This is a genomic window from Flavimaribacter sediminis, assembly GCF_019492055.1.
GTDB classification, from domain to species: domain Bacteria; phylum Pseudomonadota; class Alphaproteobacteria; order Rhizobiales; family Rhizobiaceae; genus Flavimaribacter; species Flavimaribacter sediminis.
Genome location: NZ_JAICBX010000002.1, coordinates 749,025 through 774,940 on the forward strand (window position 1 = coordinate 749,025; position 25,916 = coordinate 774,940).

General features: G+C 57.0%; 24 protein-coding genes, 1 tRNA gene, 2 pseudogenes and 1 other annotated feature. Of the genes and pseudogenes, 13 read left to right on the forward strand and 14 right to left on the reverse strand.

From position 1 onward, the window contains the following. The first annotated feature begins 71 nt into the window (after window positions 1-71). From K1W69_RS11720 to K1W69_RS11730, 3 genes are read left to right on the forward strand one after another with little or no spacing between them, the layout of a single operon-like run. Window positions 72-557, forward strand: a complete 486-nt coding sequence (locus K1W69_RS11720; RefSeq protein ID WP_220228531.1) for a TRAP transporter small permease — start codon at window positions 72-74, stop codon at window positions 555-557. Further along, entirely contained in the window at window positions 554-1,831 is a 1,278-nt protein-coding gene (locus K1W69_RS11725) for a TRAP transporter large permease (protein WP_220228532.1), read from the forward strand. Before K1W69_RS11720 ends, K1W69_RS11725 begins: the two co-directional genes overlap by 4 nt. Before the next feature lie 22 nt (window positions 1,832-1,853). Continuing rightward, a complete protein-coding gene (locus K1W69_RS11730) occupies window positions 1,854-2,303 on the forward strand; it encodes a MarR family winged helix-turn-helix transcriptional regulator (RefSeq protein WP_220228533.1) in 450 nt (149 codons plus the stop codon). Window positions 2,304-2,312: 9 nt separating this feature from the next. Here K1W69_RS11730 and K1W69_RS11735 read toward each other — a convergent pair whose 3' ends face one another. Then, a complete protein-coding gene (locus K1W69_RS11735; RefSeq protein WP_220228534.1) occupies window positions 2,313-2,534 on the reverse strand; it encodes a hypothetical protein in 222 nt (73 codons plus the stop codon). A gap of 60 nt (window positions 2,535-2,594) precedes the next feature. Further along, entirely contained in the window at window positions 2,595-2,813 is a 219-nt protein-coding gene (locus K1W69_RS11740) for a hypothetical protein (protein WP_220228535.1), read from the reverse strand. Window positions 2,814-3,074: 261 nt separating this feature from the next. Here K1W69_RS11740 and K1W69_RS11745 point away from each other — a divergent pair. After that, window positions 3,075-4,246, forward strand: a protein-coding gene (locus K1W69_RS11745) for an IS3 family transposase (protein WP_220228536.1) whose coding sequence is annotated in 2 segments (ribosomal slippage) — window positions 3,075-3,363 and window positions 3,363-4,246 — 1,173 coding nt in all. Because the reading frame shifts where the segments join, the coding sequence is not laid out codon by codon here. Next, window positions 3,356-3,472 (forward strand) — a sequence feature (AL1L pseudoknot). Its footprint overlaps the gene before it by 117 nt. Window positions 4,247-4,324: 78 nt before the next feature. After that, window positions 4,325-4,484: pseudogene (locus K1W69_RS27040) on the forward strand (IS3 family transposase); the annotation flags it as partial. A 611-nt stretch (window positions 4,485-5,095) separates the two neighbouring features. Here the strand turns inward: K1W69_RS27040 and K1W69_RS11755 are convergent. Genes K1W69_RS11755 through K1W69_RS11785 form a run of 7 tightly spaced genes read right to left on the reverse strand, consistent with a single transcriptional unit; the run spans window position 5,096 to window position 13,715 of the window. Continuing rightward, on the reverse strand, window positions 5,096-5,956 hold the full coding sequence (locus tag K1W69_RS11755; protein ID WP_220228538.1) for a fumarylacetoacetate hydrolase family protein: 861 nt from the start codon (window positions 5,954-5,956) through the stop codon (window positions 5,096-5,098). A gap of 47 nt (window positions 5,957-6,003) precedes the next feature. Then, window positions 6,004-7,713 carry a hydantoinase B/oxoprolinase family protein gene (locus K1W69_RS11760; RefSeq protein WP_258571007.1) on the reverse strand — a complete coding sequence of 570 codons (1,710 nt, stop codon included), beginning with the start codon at window positions 7,711-7,713 and terminating at the stop codon, window positions 6,004-6,006. Window positions 7,714-7,715: 2 nt separating this feature from the next. Then, on the reverse strand, window positions 7,716-9,815 hold the full coding sequence (locus tag K1W69_RS11765) for a hydantoinase/oxoprolinase family protein (RefSeq protein ID WP_258571008.1): 2,100 nt from the start codon (window positions 9,813-9,815) through the stop codon (window positions 7,716-7,718). Then, window positions 9,815-10,669, reverse strand: coding sequence for an IclR family transcriptional regulator (locus K1W69_RS11770; protein WP_220228541.1), 855 nt, complete (start codon window positions 10,667-10,669; stop codon window positions 9,815-9,817). Before K1W69_RS11770 ends, K1W69_RS11765 begins: the two co-directional genes overlap by 1 nt. 9 nt (window positions 10,670-10,678) lie before the next feature. Continuing rightward, the gene (locus tag K1W69_RS11775; protein ID WP_220228542.1) at window positions 10,679-11,989 is read right to left on the reverse strand and encodes a TRAP transporter large permease; all 1,311 of its coding nucleotides are present in this window, start codon (window positions 11,987-11,989) and stop codon (window positions 10,679-10,681) included. A gap of 8 nt (window positions 11,990-11,997) precedes the next feature. After that, the gene (locus K1W69_RS11780; RefSeq protein ID WP_220228543.1) at window positions 11,998-12,498 is read right to left on the reverse strand and encodes a TRAP transporter small permease; all 501 of its coding nucleotides are present in this window, start codon (window positions 12,496-12,498) and stop codon (window positions 11,998-12,000) included. 59 nt (window positions 12,499-12,557) lie between these two features. Then, complete coding sequence (locus K1W69_RS11785) at window positions 12,558-13,715, reverse strand: C4-dicarboxylate TRAP transporter substrate-binding protein (protein ID WP_220228544.1); 1,158 nt, start codon at window positions 13,713-13,715, stop codon at window positions 12,558-12,560. A gap of 198 nt (window positions 13,716-13,913) precedes the next feature. Here K1W69_RS11785 and K1W69_RS11790 point away from each other — a divergent pair, with 198 nt between their 5' ends. Then, window positions 13,914-14,234 (forward strand): hypothetical protein, encoded by a 321-nt coding sequence (locus K1W69_RS11790; protein WP_220228545.1) that lies wholly within the window; start codon window positions 13,914-13,916, stop codon window positions 14,232-14,234. Window positions 14,235-14,502: 268 nt separating this feature from the next. Then, window positions 14,503-15,333: pseudogene (locus tag K1W69_RS11795) on the forward strand (IS5 family transposase). Between the two features lie 264 nt (window positions 15,334-15,597). Here the strand turns inward: K1W69_RS11795 and K1W69_RS11800 are convergent. The 4 genes from K1W69_RS11800 to K1W69_RS11815 all read right to left on the reverse strand — a co-directional run bounded on the left by K1W69_RS11800 (window position 15,598) and on the right by K1W69_RS11815 (window position 19,654). Then, window positions 15,598-15,674, reverse strand: a tRNA-Arg gene (locus K1W69_RS11800). A 113-nt stretch (window positions 15,675-15,787) separates the two neighbouring features. Continuing rightward, the gene (locus K1W69_RS11805; protein ID WP_370688235.1) at window positions 15,788-17,341 is read right to left on the reverse strand and encodes a sensor histidine kinase; all 1,554 of its coding nucleotides are present in this window, start codon (window positions 17,339-17,341) and stop codon (window positions 15,788-15,790) included. 63 nt (window positions 17,342-17,404) lie between these two features. Next, window positions 17,405-18,832 carry a dihydrolipoyl dehydrogenase family protein gene (locus tag K1W69_RS11810; RefSeq protein WP_220228547.1) on the reverse strand — a complete coding sequence of 476 codons (1,428 nt, stop codon included), beginning with the start codon at window positions 18,830-18,832 and terminating at the stop codon, window positions 17,405-17,407. Window positions 18,833-18,874: 42 nt separating this feature from the next. Further along, entirely contained in the window at window positions 18,875-19,654 is a 780-nt protein-coding gene (locus K1W69_RS11815) for a TVP38/TMEM64 family protein (protein ID WP_220228548.1), read from the reverse strand. A 346-nt stretch (window positions 19,655-20,000) separates the two neighbouring features. Here K1W69_RS11815 and rpmH point away from each other — a divergent pair, with 346 nt between their 5' ends. From rpmH to K1W69_RS11840, 5 genes are all read left to right on the forward strand, one after another. Then, window positions 20,001-20,138 carry a 50S ribosomal protein L34 gene (gene rpmH / locus K1W69_RS11820; RefSeq protein WP_220228549.1) on the forward strand — a complete coding sequence of 46 codons (138 nt, stop codon included), beginning with the start codon at window positions 20,001-20,003 and terminating at the stop codon, window positions 20,136-20,138. A 47-nt stretch (window positions 20,139-20,185) separates the two neighbouring features. Further along, window positions 20,186-20,587: a ribonuclease P protein component gene (gene rnpA, locus K1W69_RS11825; RefSeq protein WP_220228550.1), complete on the forward strand. Its 402-nt coding sequence runs from the start codon at window positions 20,186-20,188 to the stop codon at window positions 20,585-20,587. Then, on the forward strand, window positions 20,587-22,392 hold the full coding sequence (gene yidC, locus K1W69_RS11830; RefSeq protein ID WP_220228551.1) for a membrane protein insertase YidC: 1,806 nt from the start codon (window positions 20,587-20,589) through the stop codon (window positions 22,390-22,392). The genes rnpA and yidC overlap by 1 nt, the downstream gene beginning before the upstream one ends. A gap of 15 nt (window positions 22,393-22,407) precedes the next feature. After that, window positions 22,408-23,061, forward strand: coding sequence for a ribosome biogenesis GTP-binding protein YihA/YsxC (gene yihA, locus K1W69_RS11835; RefSeq protein ID WP_220228552.1), 654 nt, complete (start codon window positions 22,408-22,410; stop codon window positions 23,059-23,061). Window positions 23,062-23,129: 68 nt separating this feature from the next. Then, window positions 23,130-23,894: a CDP-alcohol phosphatidyltransferase family protein gene (locus K1W69_RS11840; RefSeq protein WP_220228553.1), complete on the forward strand. Its 765-nt coding sequence runs from the start codon at window positions 23,130-23,132 to the stop codon at window positions 23,892-23,894. On the opposite strand, the gene K1W69_RS11845 is transcribed toward K1W69_RS11840, so the two are convergent. Beyond that, window positions 23,891-24,718: a GntR family transcriptional regulator gene (locus tag K1W69_RS11845; RefSeq protein ID WP_220228554.1), complete on the reverse strand. Its 828-nt coding sequence runs from the start codon at window positions 24,716-24,718 to the stop codon at window positions 23,891-23,893. The two genes, K1W69_RS11840 and K1W69_RS11845, sit on opposite strands and share 4 nt — an antisense overlap. A 168-nt stretch (window positions 24,719-24,886) precedes the next feature. Here K1W69_RS11845 and K1W69_RS11850 point away from each other — a divergent pair, with 168 nt between their 5' ends. Beyond that, window positions 24,887-25,891, forward strand: coding sequence for a TRAP transporter substrate-binding protein (locus K1W69_RS11850; protein ID WP_220228555.1), 1,005 nt, complete (start codon window positions 24,887-24,889; stop codon window positions 25,889-25,891). The last annotated feature ends 25 nt before the right edge of the window (window positions 25,892-25,916 follow it).

The window sequence follows — 25,916 nt, forward strand, 5'->3', positions numbered from 1 at the left end:
ATGCCGGCAGGCGGTCGTTTGCAGAAATCGGCCGATCCTGCCGGCTGCGAAACTGCAACGAGACAGGTGAGATGGCAAAACGGTTTCACAGCCTGCTGACTAAGACACTCTCGGTCATGCTTGCCGCGCTGCTTGTCGCCATGACGATGCTGGAGATCGTCCAGGTAATCATGCGCTATTTCGCCGGGTCGGGTTTTGTATGGACCGGAGATGTCACTGTCATCCTGATGCAGTCTCTCGCCTGGATCGGCGCACCGGCGCTTTGGCTGATGCGCGGCCACATCGCCGTCGAACTGATATCGGGCAGCGGGAAAGGCAGGGCATCTGCACTGGCACTCGTCGTCGATGCGGGAATCGTAGCCGGTGGCGCAGCACTCCTCTATTACGGGCAGGATGCGCTTGCCGCCTTTGCCAATATCGACATCCCGTCGCTGGGAACGACCGGCGATATCAAATACTACCCGATGATGGCGGGCGCCTTGCTGCTCGTCATCGCGGGCCTCCTTAATCTTGCGACCGGGAGCCGATATACCTCCGCTTCGGATCAGACTTCATGATTGCCGAACTCGCCACCCTATTCGGCGTCATGCTGATCACCATTCTGACCGGCGTGCCGGTCTTTTTGTCGATGGCGTTCGGGGTAGTCGTCTTTGCCATCGCCTTCGCGCCGCTGATGTCGCCGCTGGTGGTCGTCCAGACATTTCAGCAGGGCCTCGACAACCAGGCTTTCACGGCCATCCCCTATTTCTTCCTGGCCGGCACGATCATGAATGTCGGCGGCATGAGCGCCCGGCTGCTCAGGCTTGCCCGCGCCATGATCGCCCATATCAGGGGCGGCCTTTCCCACGCGAACATCGCGGCCAGCGTCGTATTCGCGGGCATATCCGGATCGGCCGTTGCAGATGCTGCCGCCGTCGGTTCGGTCATGATCCCTGCCATGAAGCGGGATGGATACAGCCCCTCCTATGCAGCGGCGGTGACTGCCGCCTCCGCCACTATCGGGCTCGTCATACCACCATCCATCCCGATGGTGATCTTTGCCCTGTTCACCGGTGCGTCCGTAGGCTCGCTGTTCCTGGCCGGTATTGTTCCAGGACTTCTGATGGGCGCATTCCTGCTGGTCGCCTCTTACATCATCGCCCGCCGGCGCCGCTATCCAGCTTCGAAATGGCAGGGGATCGGTGAACTCATTGCCGCCTTCCGCGCCAGTTTTCTGGCACTGCTCATGCCGGTTCTGGTGATTGTCGGGCTTATCGGCGGTTTTGCCACGACATCGGAGATCGGCGCCGTGGCCGCCCTCTATGCGACGATCGTCAGCACTGTGATCTATCGGGAAGCCAATCTGAAGCAGCTTTTCCAGGGCGTCGTGCAGGCGGCCCTCGACGCTGCTCGCGTGCTGATCATCATCGGCGTTTCAGGCGCCTTCATCTGGATCGTCGCCCGGCTCAGCGTGGCAAACAATCTCGCACTATTCCTGCTGGACATGCAGTTCGGCCCGACCACCATCCTCGCGCTGATGGCGCTTGGCCTCATCATCGCCGGCACAATACTCGAACCGGTGACGATCCTCGTCGTACTTGTACCGATGCTGGTGCCGGCTGCACTGGCAAGCGGCATTGATATTACGCATCTCGGCATCGTCGTCGTCCTTTCGACGTCGATCGGGCTGATCACGCCTCCGGTCGGGATCCTGCTTTACATCACCGCTGCCCAGGCGCAGGCGCCGGCGCTCCAAGTGGTACGGGAGACGATGCCGTTTCTACTCGCACTCCTTGTCCTGCTGACCATGATTGTCCTCGTTCCTGCCGTTACACTATGGTTGCCCGGTTGATTCACTATCCGAACAGAAATCCATGACCGCAAATCATCCTTCCGAACCCCGTCGGGACATACGCCTTCGCGATACGGTTGCCTACCGCCTCATCCTGACGATGAACCGGATGGTCAAGCCATTCATGGAGGAGCACAGCAGGCGGCTGAAGCTGACCCTGTCCGAATGGCGCGTGATCAATGCACTTGCCGCCAGTCCGATGAGCTCCGGAGAGGAAATCGCGCGATCGCTCAACATGGAGAAGATGACCGTCAGCCGGTCCCTGCGCAGCCTCGAAAAGGCAAAAAGGGTTTCGCATCGCAAGGACCCGGAGAATCTCAAACGCAACCAGTGGCAATTGACGGATCAGGGATGGGATCTTTTCGATACCTTGGCCCCGACTGCCCTGGAGCACCAGGACAATTTTCTCTCCAGGCTGACGGCCAGGGAACGGGAGACGCTGTCACGCCTCCTCGGCAAGCTTGTCGAGTGACGACGTCAGCTATTCGCCTTTTGTCGTGTGCTCCAGTGTGAGCCCCTTTGCGGTCCGCGGAGTGAAACCTTTCCAATAGGTGTGCTCGGGTTTCTCGGTCCCGTCGTCATTGAGCGCGACCACACCGTCGCCGGAGTTCTCGACCACATACAGATAGGTGGCCAATTCGCTGTCACCCTTCAGGTATTCGCCGAAGAAGGCGGTGACGAAGTGCTGGGTGATGTTGTTCATCCGTACGGTATCCCAGACAGCGTCCGCGTAGTGCTCGATGGGAACGAAATCGAGATGCTCCTACGGTTCCCAGGATTCGGCCGGAGCCGGCATCGGCGCGGCCGCATTGTGGTTGGCGAACTGGAAGGTAAGCAGATACCGATCCGTGTTGACCGCGCCTTCGAAGATCGCCCGGGTTCCTTTTTCATAGCCGGAGACATCGTCGTCGCTGCCGGCGATAAACAGCATGGGAAGGCGTATTCCGGCGAGCCCCTCCGCATCCCAGAACCCCGTATTCATGCTCCATGTCTGCGACATAGATGGAACGTCTTGAACGGGCCAGGATACCGACATTCGCTGAAGTCTGATCGGAGGTCCACTCCGCGTCGAAAGCCGAAGCGCTCTTGACGGATGAAAATGGAACTTTTTCGCCGTCGAGCCGGTGACGCAATTGAAACAGTGGGAAATATTTTGGATGTCCACTTTGAGTTCCACTCGGTCAGAAACCTGAACCGCACCGGATTTGCCGGAGGCTCCAACTTCTGAGAAAGTGGAGTCGATATGAGCAAGACAACGAACAAATTTTCACCTGAAGTGCGTCAGCGAGCCATCCGCATGGTGCTGGACCACGAAGCCGAACATCCGTCCCGGTGGGCGGCCGTTTCCTCAATCGCCGCCAAGATTGGCTGCTCGCCTGCGACGCTGCATGAATGGGTCAAGAAGACCGAGGTTGACAGCGGCAAGAGAGCGGGCCTGCCGAGCGATGTGGCGGAGAAGATGAAGGCTCTTGAGCGGGAGAACCGCGAGCTTCGTCAGGCCAATGAGATATTGCGCAAGGCATCTGCTTATTTTGCCCAGGCGGAGCTCGACCGCCCATTGAAGCGATGATTTCCTTCATCGATGAATACCGTCTGGCGTTTGGGGTCGAGCCGATCTGCCGACTGTTGCCGATTGCCCCGTCGACTTATTACGACAACATCGCCAAGCGTGAGGACGTGGACCGGCTATCGGCCCGCGCCCGCCGCGATATCGCTCTGAAGATCGAGATCCGCCGTGTCTTTGAGGAGAACTTCCGGGTCTATGGCGTGCGCAAGGTCTGGCGGCAATTGCAGCGGGAGGGTTTCGGCGTTGCCCGATGCACCGTGGCCCGACTTATGAAGGCCATGGGTCTTCAGGGGATCATCCGTGGCAAGCCGATCAACACGACGTTCCCGGACAAATCCGCCCCCAGCCCACTCGACCGAATGAACCGTCAGTTCAAGGCTCCCGCGCCGAATAGGCTCTGGGTTTCGGATTTCACCTACGTGGCCACCTGGCAAGGCTTCGTGTACGTCGCTTTCGTCATTGATGCATACGCCCGGCGGATTGTCGGCTGGCGCGTCAGCCGGACGGCGCATGCGACCTTCGTTCTCGACGCTTTGGAACAGGCGCTTCATGATCGGCGGCCTGCTCACGGCGGTGGCCTCGTGCACCACTCCGACAGGGGCGTTCAATACGTATCCATTCGCTATTCCGAGCGATTGGCGGAAGCCGGCGTCGAGCCTTCTGTCGGAAGTATTGGCGACAGCTATGACAATGCGCTCGCAGAAACGATCAATGGTCTTTACAAGGCCGAGGTCATTCATCGACGCGGCCCCTGGAGAAACTTCGAAGCCGTTGAAATCGCCACCCTGGAATGGGTCGACTGGTTCAACCACCGCCGTCTTCTGGAGCCAATCGGAAATATTGTCTGACGTCAGCGCCTACCGGACAGAAATAGGGGTTTGAGCAACGGAGGATTTCTGGTTCATCGAAGCCATTATGGAGCGAAGATGAGCAAGACATCCGGAACATCGAAGGAAGCCGCTGACAAGTTGGTCAGGGGTATCAAAAGGAAAACCCGCAAACACTACTCTGCCGAGGAGAAGATCAGGATTGTTCTGGCGGGCCTTCGTGGCGAGGAGAGCATTGCCGCGCTGTGCCGCCGTGAAAGCCCGCTTTCTATGGCCCGGACTACGCGTTTTCGCAGATCATTGGATAGAGGTGCTGTCATCCTGGCTGGCCTCCTGTTCCAGCCAGAAGGATGAATCACATCAAAACCGATTTGGGAATCCCTTCGATTCAATCAGAAGGGATATTGCTCAAATTTGCCGATATCGATTGGATGTCAGCTTCTCCCAACTTGCGCCCGAAGGCCGTCAGTCCTCTGTCGGCCCCGAAACGGCCGGACTACATTGCGCCTCTATTACTGCCGTTAAACGGTTCCGTGAATATCCGGGAAACCGGACATTTACGAAGCGTCGTGATCTAAACAGAACTTGATTGACGGAACGAGCAACTCCATCCCGTGCAGAGGTCCTAAAAAGCACCTCCAGCGATATACTTCGTAACGGCCCAGCCCCAATACCTTCACTATGCCGATCGCAAAGTTGCGTCAGCCGCGCTGCCCTCGGCCACCCTGCCAAGAACCAATCCATTGACGAGACCGGTGTCGCCTGCCCACCGATGAACGGTCACGACATACGACCTGCCGCCCGCCTTCAACCTTATTCTGCTATTTCGCCGGTCAACAGCTGAGATGCCGGCGATTTCACTTCCCATTTCTATTCCAGGATTTCGTCCTCAATGGTGTTGCTCAGGATTCCGATCGAGGAAATTTCCACCTCGACTTTGTCTCCTTTTTTCATCCACACAGGAGGCTTTCGCGCAGCCCCAACACCTCCGGTTGTTCCTGTTGCGATAACATCACCTGGGTCGAGCGGACAAATCTTCGAAATGTAAGAGATCAGTTCCGGCACACTGAAAAGGAGGTCTGAAGTTGACGCCTCCTGCATGACCTGGCCGTTAAGCCTAGTGGTCAACAACAAAGCGTGGGGGTCCGGTATCTCGTCGGAAGTTGTCAGCCACGGCCCAAAGCCACCGGAATGCCAAAACGTTTTCCCGGCCAGATACTGTGTGGTGAAACGCTGATAATCGCGTACGGACCCCTCGTTGATGCAAGAATAACCTGCGACATAGCCAAGTGCATCTTCTGTTCTCACATGACGACACCGCTGCCCGATGACGACGGCAAGTTCGCCTTCGAAGTCAAATTGATCCGAGACCTTCGGTTTGATCAAAGGAACCCTACTACCGACAAGAGAATCTGAAAAACGCGAAAAAACCATGGGTTGGGTAGGCGTATCTCGTCCTGTTTCCGCGATGTGGGTCCGATAATTCAGACCGATGCAGAATATTTTCGAGGCGTCTGGCACCGGTGGAAGCATTTCGACATTTCCCATATCATGGGCCGGAAGATCCGTATCGAGGGCAAGTTCGATTTGATTCAGACCGTCTTTGTCCGCCAAGGCAGTTTTCAGACTCGACCACCTGTCTGCGAATTTCATTCCTGCATCGATCACATTGCCATTCACGACGGCGCCGTAGGACTGGCGTCCATCTTTACGAAAGCTGACCAGCTTCATCTTTCAAATACCTCACTAACTGCTACCAACCATATACCGGGTTGATTTCAATCCTCGGCTTCCATGGTGAAGCCGTAGTCACATTTCGCCGCTTCGGCACTGACATATCCCTGTACAATATCGTGCCTGATCGAAGCGGGATTCCGCTTTCCGGGTGGTCCAAATCCCCCGCCTCCGCCGGAACGGAGAATATAGGCTTCACCCGCCTCGAGCTGATCAGTCAGCTTGCCATTGGGGAAAACCGTCTCCTCACCGTTGCTGCGGCGTACTGCAACCTGATTGCCCATACCCGGCATTCCGCCGAACAGGCCGTGCGGGGGATTGTTGACGCGCTCGATTCTTGTCTGGAAGTTGATCGGTGCCAGTGCCTCACATTCCTGGACGGTACCCAGCCCGCCACGAAATTCCCCGGCGCCACCAGAATCCTCTCGCAGCGCATATTTTCGAATGATCAACGGATACTTGTTCTCAACTTGCTCTACCGGACCGTTGTGAGTGTCCCCGTCGTTGATGCATATTGTGGCATTGACGCCATCTTCCTGCGATTTTGCTCCCCATCCGCCGCCTATCAGACCGCCAAGATACAGGAATATATCTTCGGTTTCCGGATCCTTGCCGTTTACGTTTGCAACCATCAGGTCGGCATGATGACCTGCGATGACACTGTCCGGCAATGTAGGAGCCAGGGCCTTGAAGATCGTGTCGATAACGGTCATGGGATAGGTCATCCACAGGCGCATGGGCGCCGGACGTCGGGCATTGAGAACAGTACCCTTCGGATTTATGACCTTCAGCGGACGATAGGTGCCGTCGTTGATTGGATATTCCTGTGACGCAGCCAGACACTTGAAGGCAACTTGAGCGCAAGCTTCCCCGGCGCCTGTATTGTAGAATCCCCTGACCTGCGGGCTGACGTTGCTCAAATCAACGGTCATCGTGTCTCCGCTCACCTCGACGCGAACTTGCAGAGGAACCGGCTTTCCGATTTCGATCGCGTCGTCGTCCATGAAAGATTCCGCTTCGTATACGCCGTCAGGAATCTGCCTGAGTTGCTCCCGCGCAGCCGCTTCGCTCTGATCAAGGATTGCATCGATGCTGGCCATGACTGCATCGCCGCCATAGCGATTCATTAACGCCTCGAACTGGCGGGCGCCGGCCCGGATGCTCGCAAGCTGCGCCTGAAGGTCACCCATGGCGCGTTCGGGCATCCGTACATTCATCCGGATAAGGTCATGCAAGTCCTGGTTCAGTTGTCCGGCCTTGTAATATTTGACGACCGGTATCTGCAGCCCTTCTGAAAAAATATCTGTCGTAACCCCGCTCAAGACCCCGCCGATGTCGATCCAGTGGGCCATACACGATGCGAACGCGACCAGTCTGCCTTCGTGAAAGATAGGCTGAGAGAATGTCGGATGATTGAGATGCGATCCTGTAATGTAGGCGTCATTGGTGAGCAGGACATCACCGGGCTGGATATTCTCCGGTCCGAAATGCTCAACCTTGGCGCGTACGGTATCCCCCATGCCGCGAATGAACATCGGCAGGCCGAGGCTGATCGAAAGAGTTTGGCCCCTGGCATCGAACAGGCCGACGGTAAAATCGAGCGCCTCGTAGATGATCATGTTGTAGGCGGTCCGCATAAGGACCGTCTTCATCTCTTCACTCGCAGCGATCAATCCGTTGCGCACGAGTTCGACGGTTATCGGATCGACACGCGCCTCGGCGTCTTCTTCGGTAACAATAGCCGCATTAGACATGATCAAGCCTTTCTTGTGTTGATGAGGAGATTTCCGAGTTCATCGACTTCGAGCGTGTCGCCGGGAAAGACGACTGTCGTTGATGCATATTCCTCAACGAGGGCGGGGCCTGAGATCGTGTTGCCGGCCTGGAGTTGGTCTCTCGCATAGGTCGGCGTCTCAACATAACCTTCCGATACATCGAAGCAGACGTCTCGCGCGCCGGTAAACGCCTGATCAAGCGACGTCTGTCCGCTACGTTCAGTCCTCTCGGCATTGGGTTTGGGAAGGACACCCCTGACCGAACTGCGCAAACTCACCATTTCAACTGGTTTTTCCGGCGAAGCGTGTCCGTAGAGATGCAAGTGTTTCTCATCGAAAAGCCGCCTGATTTCTGCGATGTCAAAACGTTTGAGTACTTCGTCGGGCAGCTCGACCGTCGCGGCATGTTCCTGTTCAACGTAACGCATATCGATGCCACGCTGCATCACAATGCTGGAAACACTTATTCCCGTGTCTTCGATAAGTTGGCGCGCTTCGCCTTCCATTTCTTCGTAATGACCGATCATTACCTTGAAGGGGAGATCATCGAGCTGTTTGAAGATTGACCGGGTGAAATCGTGTCGCAGATCGGTGCGCAACATACCGGTGGCGGCGAAATGTCCCGGAGCGGCGGGAATGAGAACACGCCGAATACCGAGTTCGCGAGCCACAGCGGAAGCATGGAGCGGCCCTGCTCCGCCATAGGCTATCAGGACATCGAAAGCTCCAGGATCGAGACCGCGCTCGCTCGTCACGCCCTTGACAGAATGGGACATGGCGTTGACCGCGATTTTAAGTATTCCGGCCGCAGCTTCCTTCAATTCAAGACCCAGCGGAGAACATAAATTTTCGACAAGAGCTTTCCTCGCCGCTTCAGGATCCAGTCGCATGTTGCCGCCGAGAAACCGGTCCGGAGCGAGGCGGCCCAGGATGAGATTGGCGTCGGTGACAGTGGGCTTCGAGCCGCCGAGAGCATAACAAGCTGGACCGGGATCGGCTCCGGCGCTTTCCGGTCCTACCCGAACCGAACCACCAGGCCCTACCTTGGCGATACTGCCGCCGCCGGTCCCGACCTCATGGATATCGATCATCGTCATCTGTATCGGCAAACCTTCCCGATATCCGCCAACCATGACATTGGAAGTCGTCAATGGCTGCCCGTCCTTGATGACGCCTGCTTTTGCGGTTGTCCCACCCATATCAAAGGCAATTGCGTCTTTCAGTCCAATGACCTCACACAACTCCTTGGCTCCGACAACGCCGGCCGCCGGTCCTGATTCAAGCATCCAGATGCAATGAGTCCGGGCTTCCGGCGCGGAATAAAGCCCACCGCTCGATTTGACGATCAGGAGTGAACCCGGAAAATCACCCTGGCTGAGATGGCTGTCCAGTTGCCCCATATAGTGATTGACCTTCGGCCCGACATAGGCGTTGGCCGCAACCGTCGAGGTTCTTTCGAACTCCCGGTATTCCTGTGACAATTCGTGGGATGCAGTAATAAAGACCTGCGGCAGGCGATCTTTCAGATAATCCCGCACCTTTATTTCATGCTCCGGATTGCGATAGGAGTGCAAGAAGAGGATGGCGACAGCTTCGATTTCCATCTGCTCCAATCGATCCGCTATCGCTGCGATTTCATCCATATCGAGCTTCCGGCAGACCGAACCATCTGCATAAAGGCGCTCGTTTACCTCAAGTCGGAATTGCCGTTCGATAAGCGGCAAGTGTTTGCGAAAATAGAGATTGAAGGAATCTGGCCGGTTGATGCGGCCGATCTCATAGATGTCGCGGAAACCGGCGGTCGTCAAAAGAGCAGTGCGAGCGCCTTTGCGCTCCAGCAAAGTATTGATCGCTATCGTGCTGCCATGAAAGAAAAGGTTCGTATCCGAGATATCTACACCGGTTGCGCCAATTCCATTGGTGATCCCGCCGACAAGGTCATGCGGCTGTGACAAAACCTTTCCGAGTCGAAGTTCGCCACTTCGTTCATCGAAGGCTGCAACGTCGGTAAAGGTGCCTCCAATATCTGCTGCAAGTCGCTTTTTGCGTTCGGTCTTATCAAGCACTTGTACTTCCTTCATTATTTTGAACCGGGATTGGCTTTATGCATCCCTTCCAGCAGTTGGACGCGCATCGGCCATATCTCGCTGAGATGGAGGGCGGTGGTTTGCAGTTCTGGTAATAAGCCCACCAGAAAGTCCTCTGTCGTACGTGCGGCCGGTCCTGAAATGGCCAGCGATCCAACAACCGGAGCGTCGGGCATCGTTTCGTTGCGCACCGCAACTGCGATGGCGTTCACTCCTGCTTCTCCTTCCTGAAAATTGACTCCGTATCCCTGCTCTCGAGTGAGACGCAGCTTTTCCAGGAGTTCTTCCTCGTCTCGCACCGCATGCTCGCCGTAACCGGGCGTTGTCGGGTTGGAGAATCCGACCCGCCGTATAATCTTGAGGGCGTCTTCGTCGCTCAAAGAAGCCAGCCAGCAGGCGCCTGCGCCGGTAGTGTGCAGAATTACTTCGCGTCCCGCCTTGGGTTCATATCGCAAAGGCGAACTTGATCCCTGGGACCAGGCCACCCAGACGAGGCCATCGCCATCCACGATTGCCAATTGCACCAGTTCGCCGGATTTTTCCGCAAGTCCGTCCAGGAGTGGCTGCGCCGCATCGGTCAGACCCATTGTTCCAACATAACGAAAACCAAGCGCAGAAAATCTCAGCGTCAGCATGTACCGTTCCGATATCGGGTCCTGCATGACGTAGCCATCATTCTGAAGCGTCGTCAGCAGCCGGTGTGTGGCGCTTTTTGCCAGCCCCATGACTTGACCGATCATGCTTAACGGCAGGCCATCCTTTTCTCGCGCCAGCAACTGGACAATCCGCAAGGCTCGGCTCAGTGGCGTATAGAGTTTTACGTTCGGCTCTTTCTTCCGGGTTTCCATGAGTTCCCCCTACATCAGGTTCGGCAGAAATGTGGCGATGGCCGGAAAGCCGATCAGAAGTCCGATGACAATGACTTCGCACAACAGAAACCAGGCAACGCCGCGGAATATGATCGGAAGAGTTACATCGTCATCCGTAACACTCTTGATGACGTACACATTCATGCCGACCGGCGGGGTCAGCAGCCCGACTTCGATGAACTTGACGACAACAACGCCGAACCAAATCATATCGACACCGGACGCCCTGAACATCGGCAGCAAGATCGGCAGGCTGATCAGGATGACCCCCAACGGATCGAGAAACATGCCCAAGAAGATGAATATCACCGCGGCCGCGATGATCAGGTGAGCTTCACTGGTCGACCAGTTGCCGATAGCATCGGTAAGGAATGTTCCCGCTCCGCTCATCGCGAGCAATCGCGTCAGCAGGATAGCCCCGATCGCGACCCAGAAGATACTGGCGGTCGTGATGATGGTTTCCAGGATACTCGCCTTCAATGTGTCAATGGTGAGCTTACCCTTTAGAAAAACGAGAATCATTGCAACGAATGCTCCCAGGGCGCCGGCTTCCGTCGCGGTTACTAGGCCGGAATACATCCCGCCGACGATCGCGAGAATCAGTACCAGCAAGGGCCATACGTCACTGAGCGCGCGGAACCGCTGCAACCAACCGGCCGACTGACGCAGTGGAGGCGCGATCTCTGGATTGATCCGGCACCGGATCATGATCATCGCAGCGTAAACTAACGCCGTCAGGAGTCCCGGCAAGATGCCGGCAACGAACAGCTTGCTGACCGAAACCTCTGCGAATATCCCGTATAGTATGAACGTGATCGATGGCGGGATCATCACTCCGAGTGTTCCTGCACTCGCCACAACCCCGGTCGCCAGACGCATATCGTAACCAGCCGCCTTCATTTCTGGGATAGCGATCCTTCCCATCGCTGCGGCGGTCGCAAGGCTCGAACCGGAGGCGGCTGAGAATCCCGCGCAGGCGAAATTCGCGGAAACCGCGAGGCCGCCGGGCACATTTCCCGTCCACATTCGCGCGGCGTTGAATATGCTTGCCGCGATACCCGAGTGGTGAACCAGCGCTCCCATCAGGATGAACATGGGTATTGCTGAAAATGACCAGTGGGACGCAAAGTCGAATGGCTCTGTCTTCAGCTGGCTGGTCGCCACCCCAAGATTGCGAATAAGAGCGATTCCGACTGCAGAGACCCCTATCAGCGCAAAACCGATCGGCACACGCAAAGCAAGAAGGACCAATAGTACGACGAGCGAAAGCAAGCCTATATCGAGACCGGACAGTTCCACATTGACACCTATTGCTCTTCTTCCTGCAGGACAGCGGCAGAGCGGCCCAAAACAAGGCGGATAATTTGAACTGCCAGGACGATGACCATGGCGGCGATGCCGACGACGACCGTGAAACGGCTTGGCCAAACGGGCATTACGCTTGCCGCCGTTTCGATCATTTCCTTGATCTCGTGGCTGTAAAGCGCTTCATCGATGCTGGCCTTGAGCAGCCAGAGAGCAAATACGAGTGCAAAAGCGCGCGTCGAGATATCGAGAATATGACGAGTACGCCCACTCATGTTCTGGGTGAACAAGTCGACAGCGAGATGGCGTTCATATGACTGCACAAGAACCAGTGGCAGGAAGGTAATAGCCACCATGTAATAGACCGAAACCGTCTCCATGGTTCCGCCGATCGGCGCTCCCAGAAACAGTCGCGCAGTGACATCTACGACGATCTGGACCATCATGAGCAATAGACATGCCCCGGCAATCATAGCCATCGTCACATTGAGAATTCGGATCATCATGATATTCCGGCAAAGGGAAAAGGCGAAGGCAACGCCGGTCGCCTTCGCGGAAGGAGTCAGAGCTTGCTCGGATCTACTTTGTCGTAAACATTTTCCCGAAGCAGTTGCTCATAGATTGGCAGTGCCCGATCGAGTTCTGCCTGTGTCAGTTCAGGCGACGGCACCACATCCGCAATACCGGCTTCTTCCGTCAGTTTCTGCCATTTGCGCAGATTCTTGATGAAGGCATCTATGATCGGTTCGGGATTATCAACTCCGATTTTGCGCGCCTCTTCGGCGACTGCCACCGCCTCGGATTCAGCATGCGTTACCGCGAACTCATCGATCTCGTCACCACCAACCAAAACGGTGATTCCGTTCTGTTCTGCAGCATTCAGTGCTTCCAGATATTCACCCATATAACCCTTGATTGTCGTACGGGCTACGATTCCGGGTGACGCCGCCCATAAAGCTTGCTGTTGGGCATCGGACAACCCATCCCAGACGTCACGGTTCAACAGCAGTACACCGATGCTGTTGAACGCACCGATGCCGAAATTGTAGACGGATTCAACAATATCCTCGATTGGATAGGAGTTGAGCCATGCCATGGGGCCCATGATGCAGTCGATCTGGCCACGGGAAATACCCTCTACCATATCGCTGGTCGACATGCTTACGGGCGTACCGCCCATGGCCTGAGCCAGACGGCCCATCGCTCCTGCGGTCCGGATCTTCTTGCCTGAAACATCGGCGAGATTTTCCACCGGAGTGTTGCACATCAAGGAGTAGCCCCCCGCGGTGGAACCGGCAAGGAAAACTGTGTTCGATTTCTTGAAATCCTCGAGACATTCGGGGCAATTGAGGAAATAGGTTTCGTGCGCCGCCCCGTCTGCAGCTATGGGATTGCGAGCTATGAAAGACAGGTCTGTCGGAATCACAGCATGTTTGAGGGGTGAGCGGCTGTAGGCGTTGACGATACCGCCTGCATCGGCCACGCCACTTCCGATACCACGAAAAGCCGTAGCGGCACTAAACAATTGGCCTCCAGGCACAATCTCGAATTCAAGATCCTCGCCTATCTCTTTCGCTATCGGCTGTATGCCGTGTTCAAGAATCAGATGTTCAGGCGGCAAGTAGCTTCCATAGATGAGATTCTCGGCATGAACGGGTACAATTCCGACCAATCCAATCAGCCCTGCACCCACGGCCGTCCATCGCATTTTGTATGTCATCGAACTCCTCCAAATGAATCCATTGGAACAATGTTCCAGTTTTAGCATTTCCGTCAAGCGCGCTCAGATTGAATCTCAAATTTCTTGTGATTTTTGTGTTACTTGTTATTTTACAATCAATTAAATGCAATCAGCGCCAAAGAATTGTGAGGCCTTCTGGCTTGGCTGCAATACGCTGATACAAGTATTGGTTGTTCTATGGCTGAGGGCTGCGGCGAGAACAAGTGGCTACCCGTTGATTTCCCGGCGCTCGCAACAAAGCGGCTGCCAGCTTTGGAAATGCGATCCGGATCCTTTCAGGGCGGGAAACATTGGTGGACGATCGATGAAACGACTCCGTCCGAAGGCAAACGCTTTGTCGCGGTCTCATCTTATCTGGCCTGCATGACGGCGAAGGACAGCATCGGGCCTGGACGCTGTGACAAAACGAGGAGCAGAAAAACCAGCATGGATGCTTACGCAAGGAAATGGAGTGGTTATCTTCCAATCAAGATCTGTCTTGATCATGAAGCAATGTGAAAGTCAGAATGTCTGTCTTAACTTCATGGACCCGGATGCCTGCCAGTTCGCTTCAGGCCCCAATTCGGACATTCGTGGTCACCCTGCGCACGACCGCTCACCATCCTTTTGAAACAAGAGCGCATCGCCAGGGAATGTCCTAAAAGTCAGCTTTTCAATCATCTGCAACAGCTTTTAGTTTGTGCCTAAGTGTCTGTCCAAGAATGGCCGGTTAGGCATCGGGGGTTGAGTGAAGGACGGCAATCAGATTCTTTGTATTTTGCGACAAATACGGAGAAATCGAAAGGCCTTGACACCCTTCACCCGCCGTCACCATGACAGAAGCGGGCTGCGTTTTGCAAGTGACCTCACTGACCGGGGATGGAGCATGGTCGAGTCCTTGATGCCGCCCCAGCCGCAGCGGGGTCGCAGGCGCAAGACGTCACCGCGCTCCGTAATGGACGCCATCTTCTACCTGCTGCAATCGGGATGCCAATGGGCGTTGCTGCCGCACGATTGCCCACCGAAATGCACGGTCCATAACTATTTCAAACGGTTCTGCCGGGACGGGACGTGGCGGCGTACTCATGACGCGCTTTACCGCAGGACGCGGCAACTGGAGGGCCGCGAAGACCAACCGTCATTTGCCATTATCGATAGCCAGTCGATGTAGAACGGCCCGGACGCCCACAGTGATATCGATTATGATGCGGGCAAGAAGATCAAGGGCCGCAAGCGCCACATTCTGGTCGACACGTTAGGCATGCTTCTCAAGGCGGAGGTCCACTCGGCGGGCATTCAGGATCGCGACGGAGCAGCCCTCGTCTTCGACAAGCTCACAAGCCGCTTTCCCTTTATCGAGACATTCTGCGGCGATGGCGGCTACCAGGGACCAAGTCCAGGCCGCAAACCCGAGACCTAAAGAGATAGTCAAACGCAATCAGGCCGATTTTGAGGTGCCGCCAAAACGCTGGATCTTTGAGCGCACACTTGCATGGCTTGGAATAAACCGCCGCTTGGCGAAGGATTTCGAGCGGTTCTCAACGACAAGCCTCGCCTTCATCCAGACCGCAATGATAAAGCTCATGACAAGAGGCTCGCCCGCTACCAGCGTTCTTGAACAGACTCTAAGGCTAATGTTCGGTATGACTGGCCACGTCGTAGTATTGCAGATATGCCCAAGTTCCGCTTGGGGCCAGACCTGCGATGCGCGTGACCTACAGAAGAACAATCACACAAATCCATCCGAAGGTGCCGATCCAATAAACCAATGTCGTACTTGGAAGCATAATCCCGAAAGATCTAATTCCCATTCGATAGCTGACATAGTGCTGACACAGACCGCATCAGGCTAACAGTATGGAAGCTAAGCGCTTGATTTTAATGGCGCGCTCGGGAAGATTCGAACTCCCGACCCCCAGATTCGTAGTCTGGTGCTCTATCCAGCTGAGCTACGAGCGCGCGTCGCAGGACGGTTTACCGACCGCGAGACGGCTACCTAATCCTTTCGTGACGGGAATGCAAGCACCGCCAGTCTAAAAAATTGCTCGCTCCACACGCGCAGAACTTCCGTTCTACGGGGATAAGTCGGCTTTGCCCGCTGCGCCGCCCGGCGCGGCGGAAAGGTGGGAAGCGCCTCCAACCGGCTGATCGGGGAGGGTGATGCGGAACAGGGTTCCGGGCTCCGGTTTGTCAACGAGCCGAATTGCGCCTCCATGCGCGCGCACCAACTCGTCGGAAATCGCAAGGCCAAGTCCTGTTCCACCGGCGCGCGCCGATCCGTGAAACGCCTTGAACAGATTTTCAAGCGCCTTTGCCGGCATGCCCGGCCCGGTATCGTCGATGTCGATGATCGCGTTGCATCCCTCGCGGCTCGCCGAAACCGTGATACGGCGAATGACCGATGGATCGCTGCTGTTCGACGCTTTCAGCGCCTCGAGCGCATTGCGGCAGATGTTGTGGACGACACGAAACAGCTGTTCGCTGTCGGCGACGATCTCGAAACCATTCTCGACATCGTTTACGAACTCCACAGCAACGCTGTCGTCATGCGCCTTGTCGCCGGCGATTTCGGGATCGATGATCAGCAGATCGCGCACGTCGGAAACCAGCATATCAAGGCGCACCAGCCGCTTGTTCGGGTCAGCCTCGCGCGCCCGACCATAATCGAGAACATCGCGCGTATAGGAGACGGCGCGATCAATCGCGCGCAGCAGCTTCGGCGAAAAGCGCTTGACCACCGGATCGTCAACTTCCGTCAGTCGGTCCGATATCAGTTGCGCCGAAGCCAGAATATTGCGCATGTCATGATTGATCTTGGAGACAGCCAGACCAAGATTGGCCAGATGCTGCTGTTCTTTCAGCGTTTGCTGCAGGGTTTCCTGCATGCCGGCAAGATGCTTTTCGGCAATTCCCAATTCGTCGCCAGACCGGCTGGGTTGGATGATCCTGGCCGGATTGTCCGGCTCGCGGGAAAACGCCTCCATGCTTGCCGTCATGCGCCGAATGGGGCGAATCATCATCGTGTTGATGGCGACAAACACCAGTCCCGCCGTCATGAAGGAAATTATCAGCGACAGCGCCAGGACATTGCGGCCATAGATGAGCATTGCGCGACGCAGCGGCGCCTCTTCCATCACCACATCGATGACCATGTCGGTTCCGCTCACCGGACCATAAACCCGGATAATACGATCCTCACCCGAAAACAGCGTTGCGAAGGCGTCCCCGATCGCCGTCAGAGGACCGGTTTCGGCAAGATCGTATTGCTGATCGACCTCGGCAGGCATGTCGGAACTGGCGATAAGCCGGGACATGCCGCCGGTTTTGAGGGCGATTGACTTGGTGCCGGTCGCCATCAAGGCGTCGTCCTGGATCGGCCGCGGCAGATCCATATTCTCCCATCCTTCGATAACGATGCTGGCCGCCGCCGCCGTGCGCAACCGGTCCTCGAGCCAGCGCAACCGTGTATTGGCCACAGACGGCACGAAGATCAGAACTTCGGCGATCATGACAAAGAGAATCGTCAGCAGCAGCAGCTTGCTGGAGAGGCTGTGACGTGGTTTCTCGCCACTGCCTGCTCCGCGGACTTGCTTCTCACCGCTGAATTCTTGTCGTTGCATGTTCATGACTGAAGCTGTTCGTTCAATACTTACAGCGGTATAGACCTTTTCGGCAAACGACGAAACCAGCTAGCCAAAGCGGCGTAATAAACGGATGATTCTGCGCACCAGCGGTTTGCGCGTAAGCGGCAGATAGCTTGCCACGATCGCCCGCCGTCCAATCTCGCTCATGGTGGGATAAGGAGGAACGTAGTCCCGGCCGTCACCAAGTTTCATTTTGCGGCTGACGGCCAGCGTCCAGAGATTGATCATCTCGCCCGCGCCGGCGCCAACGATCGAAACGCCGACGATGCGACTACGGGAATCGACGATGAGCTTGATATGCCCGTCGGTCAGGCCTTCCGCCTGGGCGCGGTCGTTCTCCGCATAGGGCCAGCGCAGCAACCGGATCGTCTTGTTCTGCGCCCGCGCCTGATCCTCCGTAAGGCCGACATGGGCAAGTTCCGGATCGGTGAAGGTTACGCGCGGGATGATCGTTGCGTCTTCCCGCGCCGGTGTCCTGAACAGGATCTGTTTGATGACGAGACTGGCGTGATAGCTTGCGACATGGGTGAACTGCAGGCCGCCGGCGACGTCTCCGATCGCGAAAACGCGGCGGTTTGATGTCTTGAGGTTCCGCCCGACCTTAATTCCTTTTGCATCATATCGCACGCCTGCTTCATCAAGCCCGAGATCGTCGACACTCGCCGCCCGGCCGGTGGCGACAAGAAGATGGCTGCCTTCAATTGTGCGGGGTCCCTCGCTGGTCTCCACGGCGAGCCGGACGCCGCTTCTCCCACGCTTCTTGACTTCAGACACCGTTGCGCCCTCGACAATCGCCACGCCCTCTGCGCGCATCCTGTCGAGCACGACGGCGCCCAACTCGGGGTCTTCCTTGCTGAGCGCTCTGGCCGCTTCCAGCACCGTGACCTGCGACCCCAGGCGATGATAGGCCTGGGCCAGCTCAAGGCCGATCGGTCCACCGCCAATGATGACGAGCCGACGCATCGGCGCTGTTCTATCGAAAATCGTCTCGTTCGTGAGATAGTCGACGTCCTCAAGTCCGGGTATAGGCGGAATTGCCGGCTTCGAACCTGTCGCCACGACGAAGCGGCGCGCGCGGATTTCAAAATTAGCAGCAACCACCGTATCGGGACCGGCAAACCGGCCGTGGGCGCGGATGACCTTGACGCCGAGCGCTGTGAAGCGTTCTTCGGAATCATTCGGCGCAATGGCCGAGATTGCTCTTTCAATGTGAGCGCGAACTTGCCTGAAGTCGATAGTCGCCTCGCCCGCCTTTACCCCGTAGGCCGGCGCCGATTCGATCGCGTGGGCGTGTTTGGCCGCAGCGATCAGCGCCTTGGAGGGAACGCAGCCATAATTCAGGCAGTCGCCTCCCATCTTGCCCGCCTCGATCAGCACAACTTCGACACCGAAAGCAGCGGCGGCGGCGGCTACGGTCAGTCCGCCCGAACCAGCGCCGATGACACAGATGTCAGGACGGAGTATCTCGGTCATCGAACAATCCTCGGCTACCATGAAAGCGATTGGCTGACGGCGTCAGGATGACCCGCCGCTCCTGCGCCAGTACTTCTTCACCGCAAGCGGTATAGCGGCAATAACGGCCAAAGCGAAGAAGGCGATGGTCAGTTCAGGCGTCACGATGTCGGACAGGGACAGGGTCTCGCCGGCCGCGGCGGCCGAGACGATGACGCTGTCGAGACCCTCGCCGAGATAGGCGTAGGCGAAAGTCCCGGGCAGAATGCCAATCAGCGTCGCCAGCACATAGGTGCGCAGGCCTACGTTGAAAAAGGCCGGAGCAATATTGATCGCAAAAAAAGGAAAGATTGGCGCAAGGCGCAGCACGAGGAGGTATCCGAAAGCATCCTCCTGAAAATTGTCTGCGGCGCGGCTTACCGCCGGACCGGCTTTTTTCTTCAAAACGTCGCCCAGCGCCGACTTCGCCGCAAGAAAAAGAACAGTCGCGCCAATGGTTGCGGCGACAGCGGTCAAAACACCCCCCCAAAACCATCCAAACAGGAACCCGCCCAGGATCGTCAGGAGGGATGCAGCCGGAAAAGCGAATGCGACCGCCGCGGTATAGACAATGAAATAGATGAGGGAAGCCATGTAGACATGGTCGCCAACATAGGATTTCAGATATTCGCGATTTTCGACGATCGCCTCAAGCGACAAAAAACGGTGCAGGCCGAGCATATAGCCCAGCAGCAATCCTCCCAATATCATCAGAACCGGGATGAACCGACGCGCGACAAGCCGGAACCCGGAGCGATTCTCCGTCTTTCCGTCCAATTCGCCATCATGCTCCGTCACCGTCATTTCCAATCCTGTACTCCGATGTCTGACCCTAGCGGCGTCCACCCTGAACTCGAATCTAGGGGTTCCCTGTCGACCGGGCCAGTGACATCCTTCGCCGATTGCAAAACGTCTGCGTGATCGCGGCGTCCGACGGGCTCACGATGGCGTGAAGCGCGGCGGCGACCGGCAATCATGCGGCAATCCTGCGCAATTGACTCGCCTGTGTCGAGTGCGTATAAGCCGCGCACGTTCGGGTTCAAACATTCCGGCGGCGTGATTTTGCGCGCAACGACCGGTCCGGACACAATCGCAACGCTACTGTTCTTAACAGACCCAAGAAGGGCCGCACACCGCGGTATTGAAATAAATGACAAAGCGTACCTATCAACCCTCGAAACTCGTGCGCAAGCGCCGGCACGGATTCCGCGCCCGCCTCGCAACAAAGGGAGGCCGCAAGGTTCTCGCAAATCGCCGAGCTCGTGGGCGCAAGCGCCTGTCGGCGTAAGCTCGAACCCTGCCTGGTCCACTCAGCCAAAGGCCAAAGAAGGGTCCATGTCGCCGCACAGGCAACCGCCAGAACTCGGACGATTGAAGAAACGATCCGACTTTCTTGCCGTTCGCAAGGGCGATCGACGAAAGGGTCCCTTTTTCGTGCTGGAAGTGCTCGACCGGGAAAGGCCGGACGAGGCGGCCCGTATTGGCTACACGGTGACCAAACGCCAGGGAAACGCCGTGGAACGCAACCGGATCAGGCGCAGGCTCAGGGAAGCCGTTCGTCTGTCCGCGGCGTTTGATATGAAGCCCGGCCATGACTATGTGGTGGTAGCGCGAAGGGACGCGCTCGATGCGCCGTTCGGCGCGTTGACTGAATCGCTCTGCCAGCGAATTGCACGCAGCAGCAGACCGAAAGACACGCGCGGCGGCCAGAGGCAGCCCGGACACAGGAACGCCTAATGGAAAACAACCGCAATTACATCGTAGCGATCGTCCTTTCGCTGGCGATTCTGATCGGCTGGCAGTTTTTTTTCGTTCAGCCTCGCATTGAGCAGGAGCGTGCGGCTCAACAACAGCAAGCCGAAATGCAGGCGAACACGCCGGCGGCCGAAGGGCAGAATCAGTCCGGTCTTCCCGCCGCAACGTCCCAGGGCAGCGTTCCCGGCACCGAAAGTCCGTCAGGCGGAGCGACGATATCGCGGGACGCCTCGCTTTCGCAGAATGAACGCGTGAACATTGACACCCCGGATCTCACCGGCTCGATCAACCTGAAGGGCGCGCGCTTCGACGACCTGAAGCTGAAAAACTATCATCTCACGGTCGATCCATCGAGCCCGATCATCGAACTTCTGTCTCCAGCCAATCTGGACAACGGGTATATCGCCGAGTTCGGCTTCGTCGGTAACGAGACGAGCGGATCTGTTCCCGGTCCTGACACGATTTGGTCAACCGAAAGCGTAACGCTCTCACCGGATTCTCCCGTTGTGCTTACCTGGGTCAATGACAAGGGCGTAGAATTCACTCGCACGATCGCCGTCGACGAGCACTACCTGTTCACGATCGAAGACAGCGTCGCCAATGCGGGCGATACGGCCGTTTCGGTGTCGCCATATGGGCGCGTGACGCGGTTCGAGAAGCCGGACCTTACGGGTATCTGGATTCTGCACGAGGGTCTGAAAGGATATATCGGCGAAGACGGTCTTCAGGAAATCGACTATGACGACGTCGCGGAGGCCAGCACAATCACGCCTTCGAAGGCGGCGACCGGCTGGCTCGGTTTCGCTGACAAATACTGGGCGACCGCGATGGTCCCGGCCCAGGGCAGGGAATTTCAGTCACGTTTCACCTATCGTGACGACGGCGGCGTGCGCTACCAGGCGGATTTCCTTTCGGATCCCCTTACGATCCAGCCTGGAGCAACGCAATCCACGAAGCAATTGCTGTTTGCCGGCGCAAAGGAAGTTCCCGTCATCGACAGTTACCAGGAAGCCTACAACATCGTCCATTTCGACCTGATGATCGACTGGGGCTGGTTCTTCTTCCTGACCAAGCCGATGTTCTTCGTGCTCGACTACTTCTACAAGATGTTCGGAAATTTCGGCATCTCGATCCTGCTGACGACCGTCCTCGTCAAGCTCATCTTCTTCCCGCTCGCCAACAAGTCCTACAAGTCGATGGCGGCGATGAAGAAGTTCCAGCCGAAGATCGAGGAACTCAAGCAGAAATTCGGAGACGACCGTCAGGGCATGCAAAAAGCCATGATGGAGCTCTACCGCAAGGAAAAGATCAATCCGGTCGCCGGCTGCTGGCCGATGCTTCTGCAGATTCCGGTGTTCTTTGCGCTCTACAAGGTGCTCTACATCACTATCGAGATGCGCCACGCGCCGTTCTTCGGATGGATTCAGGACCTTTCCGCTCCGGACCCGACCTCCGTGTTCAACCTGTTCGGCCTGCTACCCTTCGATCCGCCTGCGATGCTGATGATCGGGATCTGGCCGCTGATCATGGGCTTCACCATGTTCCTGCAGATGCGCATGAACCCGACGCCTCCTGATCCGACCCAGGCGATGATATTCAACTGGATGCCTGTGGTGTTCACGTTCATGCTCGCCACCTTCCCGGCCGGCCTCGTTATCTACTGGGCCTGGAACAACACGCTGACGATCCTGCAACAGGGCGTGATCATGAAACGGCAGGGCGTGGATATTCCGCTGTGGAGCAACCTGACGGGGCTTTTCCGGCGAAAACCGAAGGCTGCGGAATAGCGGTCTGATCCTGCGATGGACCACAACGCCGACACCTCGGAAAAATCGCCGTTTTCGCGCCCCTGGACCTTCATCCGGGGCGTGCCGGCGATGAAATTCCTGCCGCCGGAGGGCCCGCCTGAAGTGGCCTTCGCCGGGCGCTCCAATGTTGGCAAATCATCGCTGATCAACGCCCTCGTCCGGCAGAAGGGCCTGGCGCGCACGTCCAACACGCCGGGTCGCACGCAAGAACTGAACTATTTCGTTCCGGACGGATACTCCGGAGAATCCGGCGATCTGCCTCCGATTGCGCTGGTCGACATGCCGGGATACGGCTTCGCCAAGGCGCCGAAATCTCAAGTCGACCAATGGACGCGTCTCGTCTTCGATTATCTGCGCGGCAGAGCAACGCTGAAACGCGCTTTCGTGCTGATCGACGCGCGCCACGGAATCAAGAAGAACGACGAAGACGTGTTCGATCTGATGGACAAGGCGGCTGTCTCCTACCAGATCGTGCTGACAAAGACCGACAAGATCAAGGCCGCCGGACTTCCCCGCCTGATTGGGGAAACCACAGCCAAGCTGGCGAAACGACCAGCCGCCTTTCCACAGGTTCTCGCCACCTCCTCGGAGAAGGCGGCGGGCCTGGAGGAGCTGCGAGACGCTATCCTCTTTGCCGCAAGAGCTTGATAAGCTGCGACATTATCAATTAACTGTCTCGATGGCCCGCACATGGCGGCGCATGGGAGAATGGATTCATGACAGGAGACGGCAAGCACGAGCCTCAACAAGTGGCGATGGCCTGGGCCGTGCATGCGCTGACGGCGTCCGGCATTGTGCTGGGTTTCCTGGCTCTGGTCGCGATCCTCAACAACGACAAGACCGCGGTCTTCATGTGGCTGGGTCTGGCGCTGTTCGTTGACGGCATCGACGGGACAATCGCGCGAAAGCTGCATGTGCGCGACGTCACGCCTCAATTCGACGGCACAACCCTCGACAATGTAATCGACTATTTCAACTACGTCGCCGTTCCGGCCATGATGGTCTACTGGTTCGGCCTCGTTCCGGACGGCTGGGCGACCATATCGGCTGCCGCGATCATGGCCGTATCGCTCTATACTTTCGCCAATACGGCTATCAAAACATCAGACTACTATTTTTCAGGCTTCCCGGCGCTGTGGAATGTCGTCGTTCTCTATTTTCACATTCTCCAGACCAGTCCGACGACCAATCTGGTTGTGATTGTCATACTGTGCATTCTGACTTTCATTCCGCTGAAATATGTTCACCCGTTCCGCGTCACCGAATGGCGAAGCGTGACGGTGCCGGTGACTGTGCTTTGGGCGGCGACAACGCTTCGGCTGGTGCTTATTCCGCCGGAAGGATCGAAGATACCGGACGCCTCTTCGGTCATCTTCTGGCTGTGGATCCTGTCGACCGTTTATTTCGCGGCGTTGTCGATCTGGCGCTCGCTGAGGCCGGAACTCGACAAGAAACCTCCAGGCTCAGACGCCGAACTCTAACCGCCGGACCCTTCGCCACTGAGCGACATGTCCAGCAGGAAGCGTGATTTCGGAATAAAAGCCTCCTGAAAGGAATAGGCTCCGTCATGTGACTGGGCGATCAATGTGAGAACCATGCATTGATTCCCCGGTGAAACACCGATGATCGACTGAACCGAGTGCTCCGGCTCCGTCAGTGAAACGCGCTGGGTCACCTTGAGGGTGGGCCGATCGAACTGTGACGAAAAGATTTGCTTGAGATTGACGTTGTCGAACACCGAAGGCTCGATCTTCATAAGAGCGCTGAAGTGGGTGGCGCCAAGATACATTCGGCTGAAACAGGCGAATTCTCCCGCCACGTCGATTCGGCGCTCGATCTCCACGAAGCCCAGCTGATCCGGTCCGAGGATGGCTGCCGCCGCGTCGCTCATCACGGTGCGGCGACCGATCAGCTTTGAAAACACCGGGGCGAAATCGCCGGTCTGCGGATCGAAGAACCGGTAGTGCCAGAGCTCCGTCATGCGCCGGCGCGGTGCTGAAACATAGGTTCCGTGCCCCTGGTGACGCTCGATATAGCCATCCAGCCGCAATGCGTTCAATGATTTCTGCACGGTTCCCAGGCTCACATTGAGCGCGCGGGCCAGCCATTGTTCGGGCGGCAATTGCGTATCGATGGACAATTCGCTGTTTACGATCAGTTTCGACAGGCATTTCTTCAGTCTGAGATACACCGGCACGCCGTCTTCGGAAGACGTCAGATAGGCGTTGACGATCAATCGCCCGGCCGCATCCCATTTGCGTTCCGGGCCGGTTTCACGTGGTTCGCCTGTCATCAACTTGTTCATCTCACCAGTTTCCTCCTCGATTCCAGTCTCTTTGCACAAATTATAATCACGCGCCAGAAATTAAATCTAATATAGCTATATAGCTATTGACTTCTGAAGGTATAACGCTGTTAATTTTCAACATCCCCTGCGTTGGGCGGGGGCCAATACAAGAGCGGAGAACCAAATATGACTGGAAGGATTGCAGCAGTCGCAGCGGCGATAGCGATCGCGGTCGCCGGTGTCGCAAGCGCCCACGCCGACGACTACGTACAGACACCGCAAAAGACATTCAGGCTGGCCCACGGCAATGCGCCGGGATCGCCCTACGATCTGGGAGCCAATCGGTTCGCGGAGCTGGTGGAAGTCTACTCGCGCGGCGCCATGAAGGTTGACGTCTATCCCGCCGCCCAGCTTGGCGGCGAACAGGCCGTGGCCAAGGACGTGCAGCTGGGCGTGATCGACATGACCGCCGTGCCGACCCAGAACGCATCCATGTGGTACAAGCCGATGGACGTGTTCGTCCTGCCCTTCCTTTTCAAGGATCGGTTCCATGTTGACGCGGTCGTTGAGGGACCGATCGGCGAGGAATTATTCGAGGAGTACCGCGAAGCCTCCGGCGTTCGCGTCATCTCGGTCTTCGAATACGGCAACCGCGCGCCGATGAACAATGTTCGGCCGATCACCACGCCGGCCGACTTTGCAGGCATCAAGTTCCGCGTGCCGAAGAACGACATCATGGTCGACGCCTACCAGGCGCTCGGCGCCAACCCGACCGCTATTGACTGGGGCGATCTCTACGGCGCTCTGCAGCAGGGCGTTGCCGACGGTCTCGAAGGTCCGCCGCAGAACATGATCGACGCCAAGTTCTTCGACTTCCTGAAGTACTATTCCTATGTCGACCCGTTCTTCGGCGTCGTGATCATGATCATGAACGACGACATCTTCAACAGCCTGACCGAAGAAGAACAGGCCATCATCCTGCGCGCCGGCAGCGAAGCCGGACAGTACCAGCGCTGGGTATCGGCCAAGTCGCATGTCGACGGCATGGAGCGGCTGAAGGAAAAGGGCGTCGAGGTCAACATCGTCGAAGACCGTCAGCCCTTCATGGACGCGGTCAAGCCGGTGGTCGACAAGTACAAGGCCGAAATCGGCTCGGAACTGGTCGACAACGTCATGGCGGCCGGAAACTAGGGCGCGCCACGGTCGCGGCCGAAAG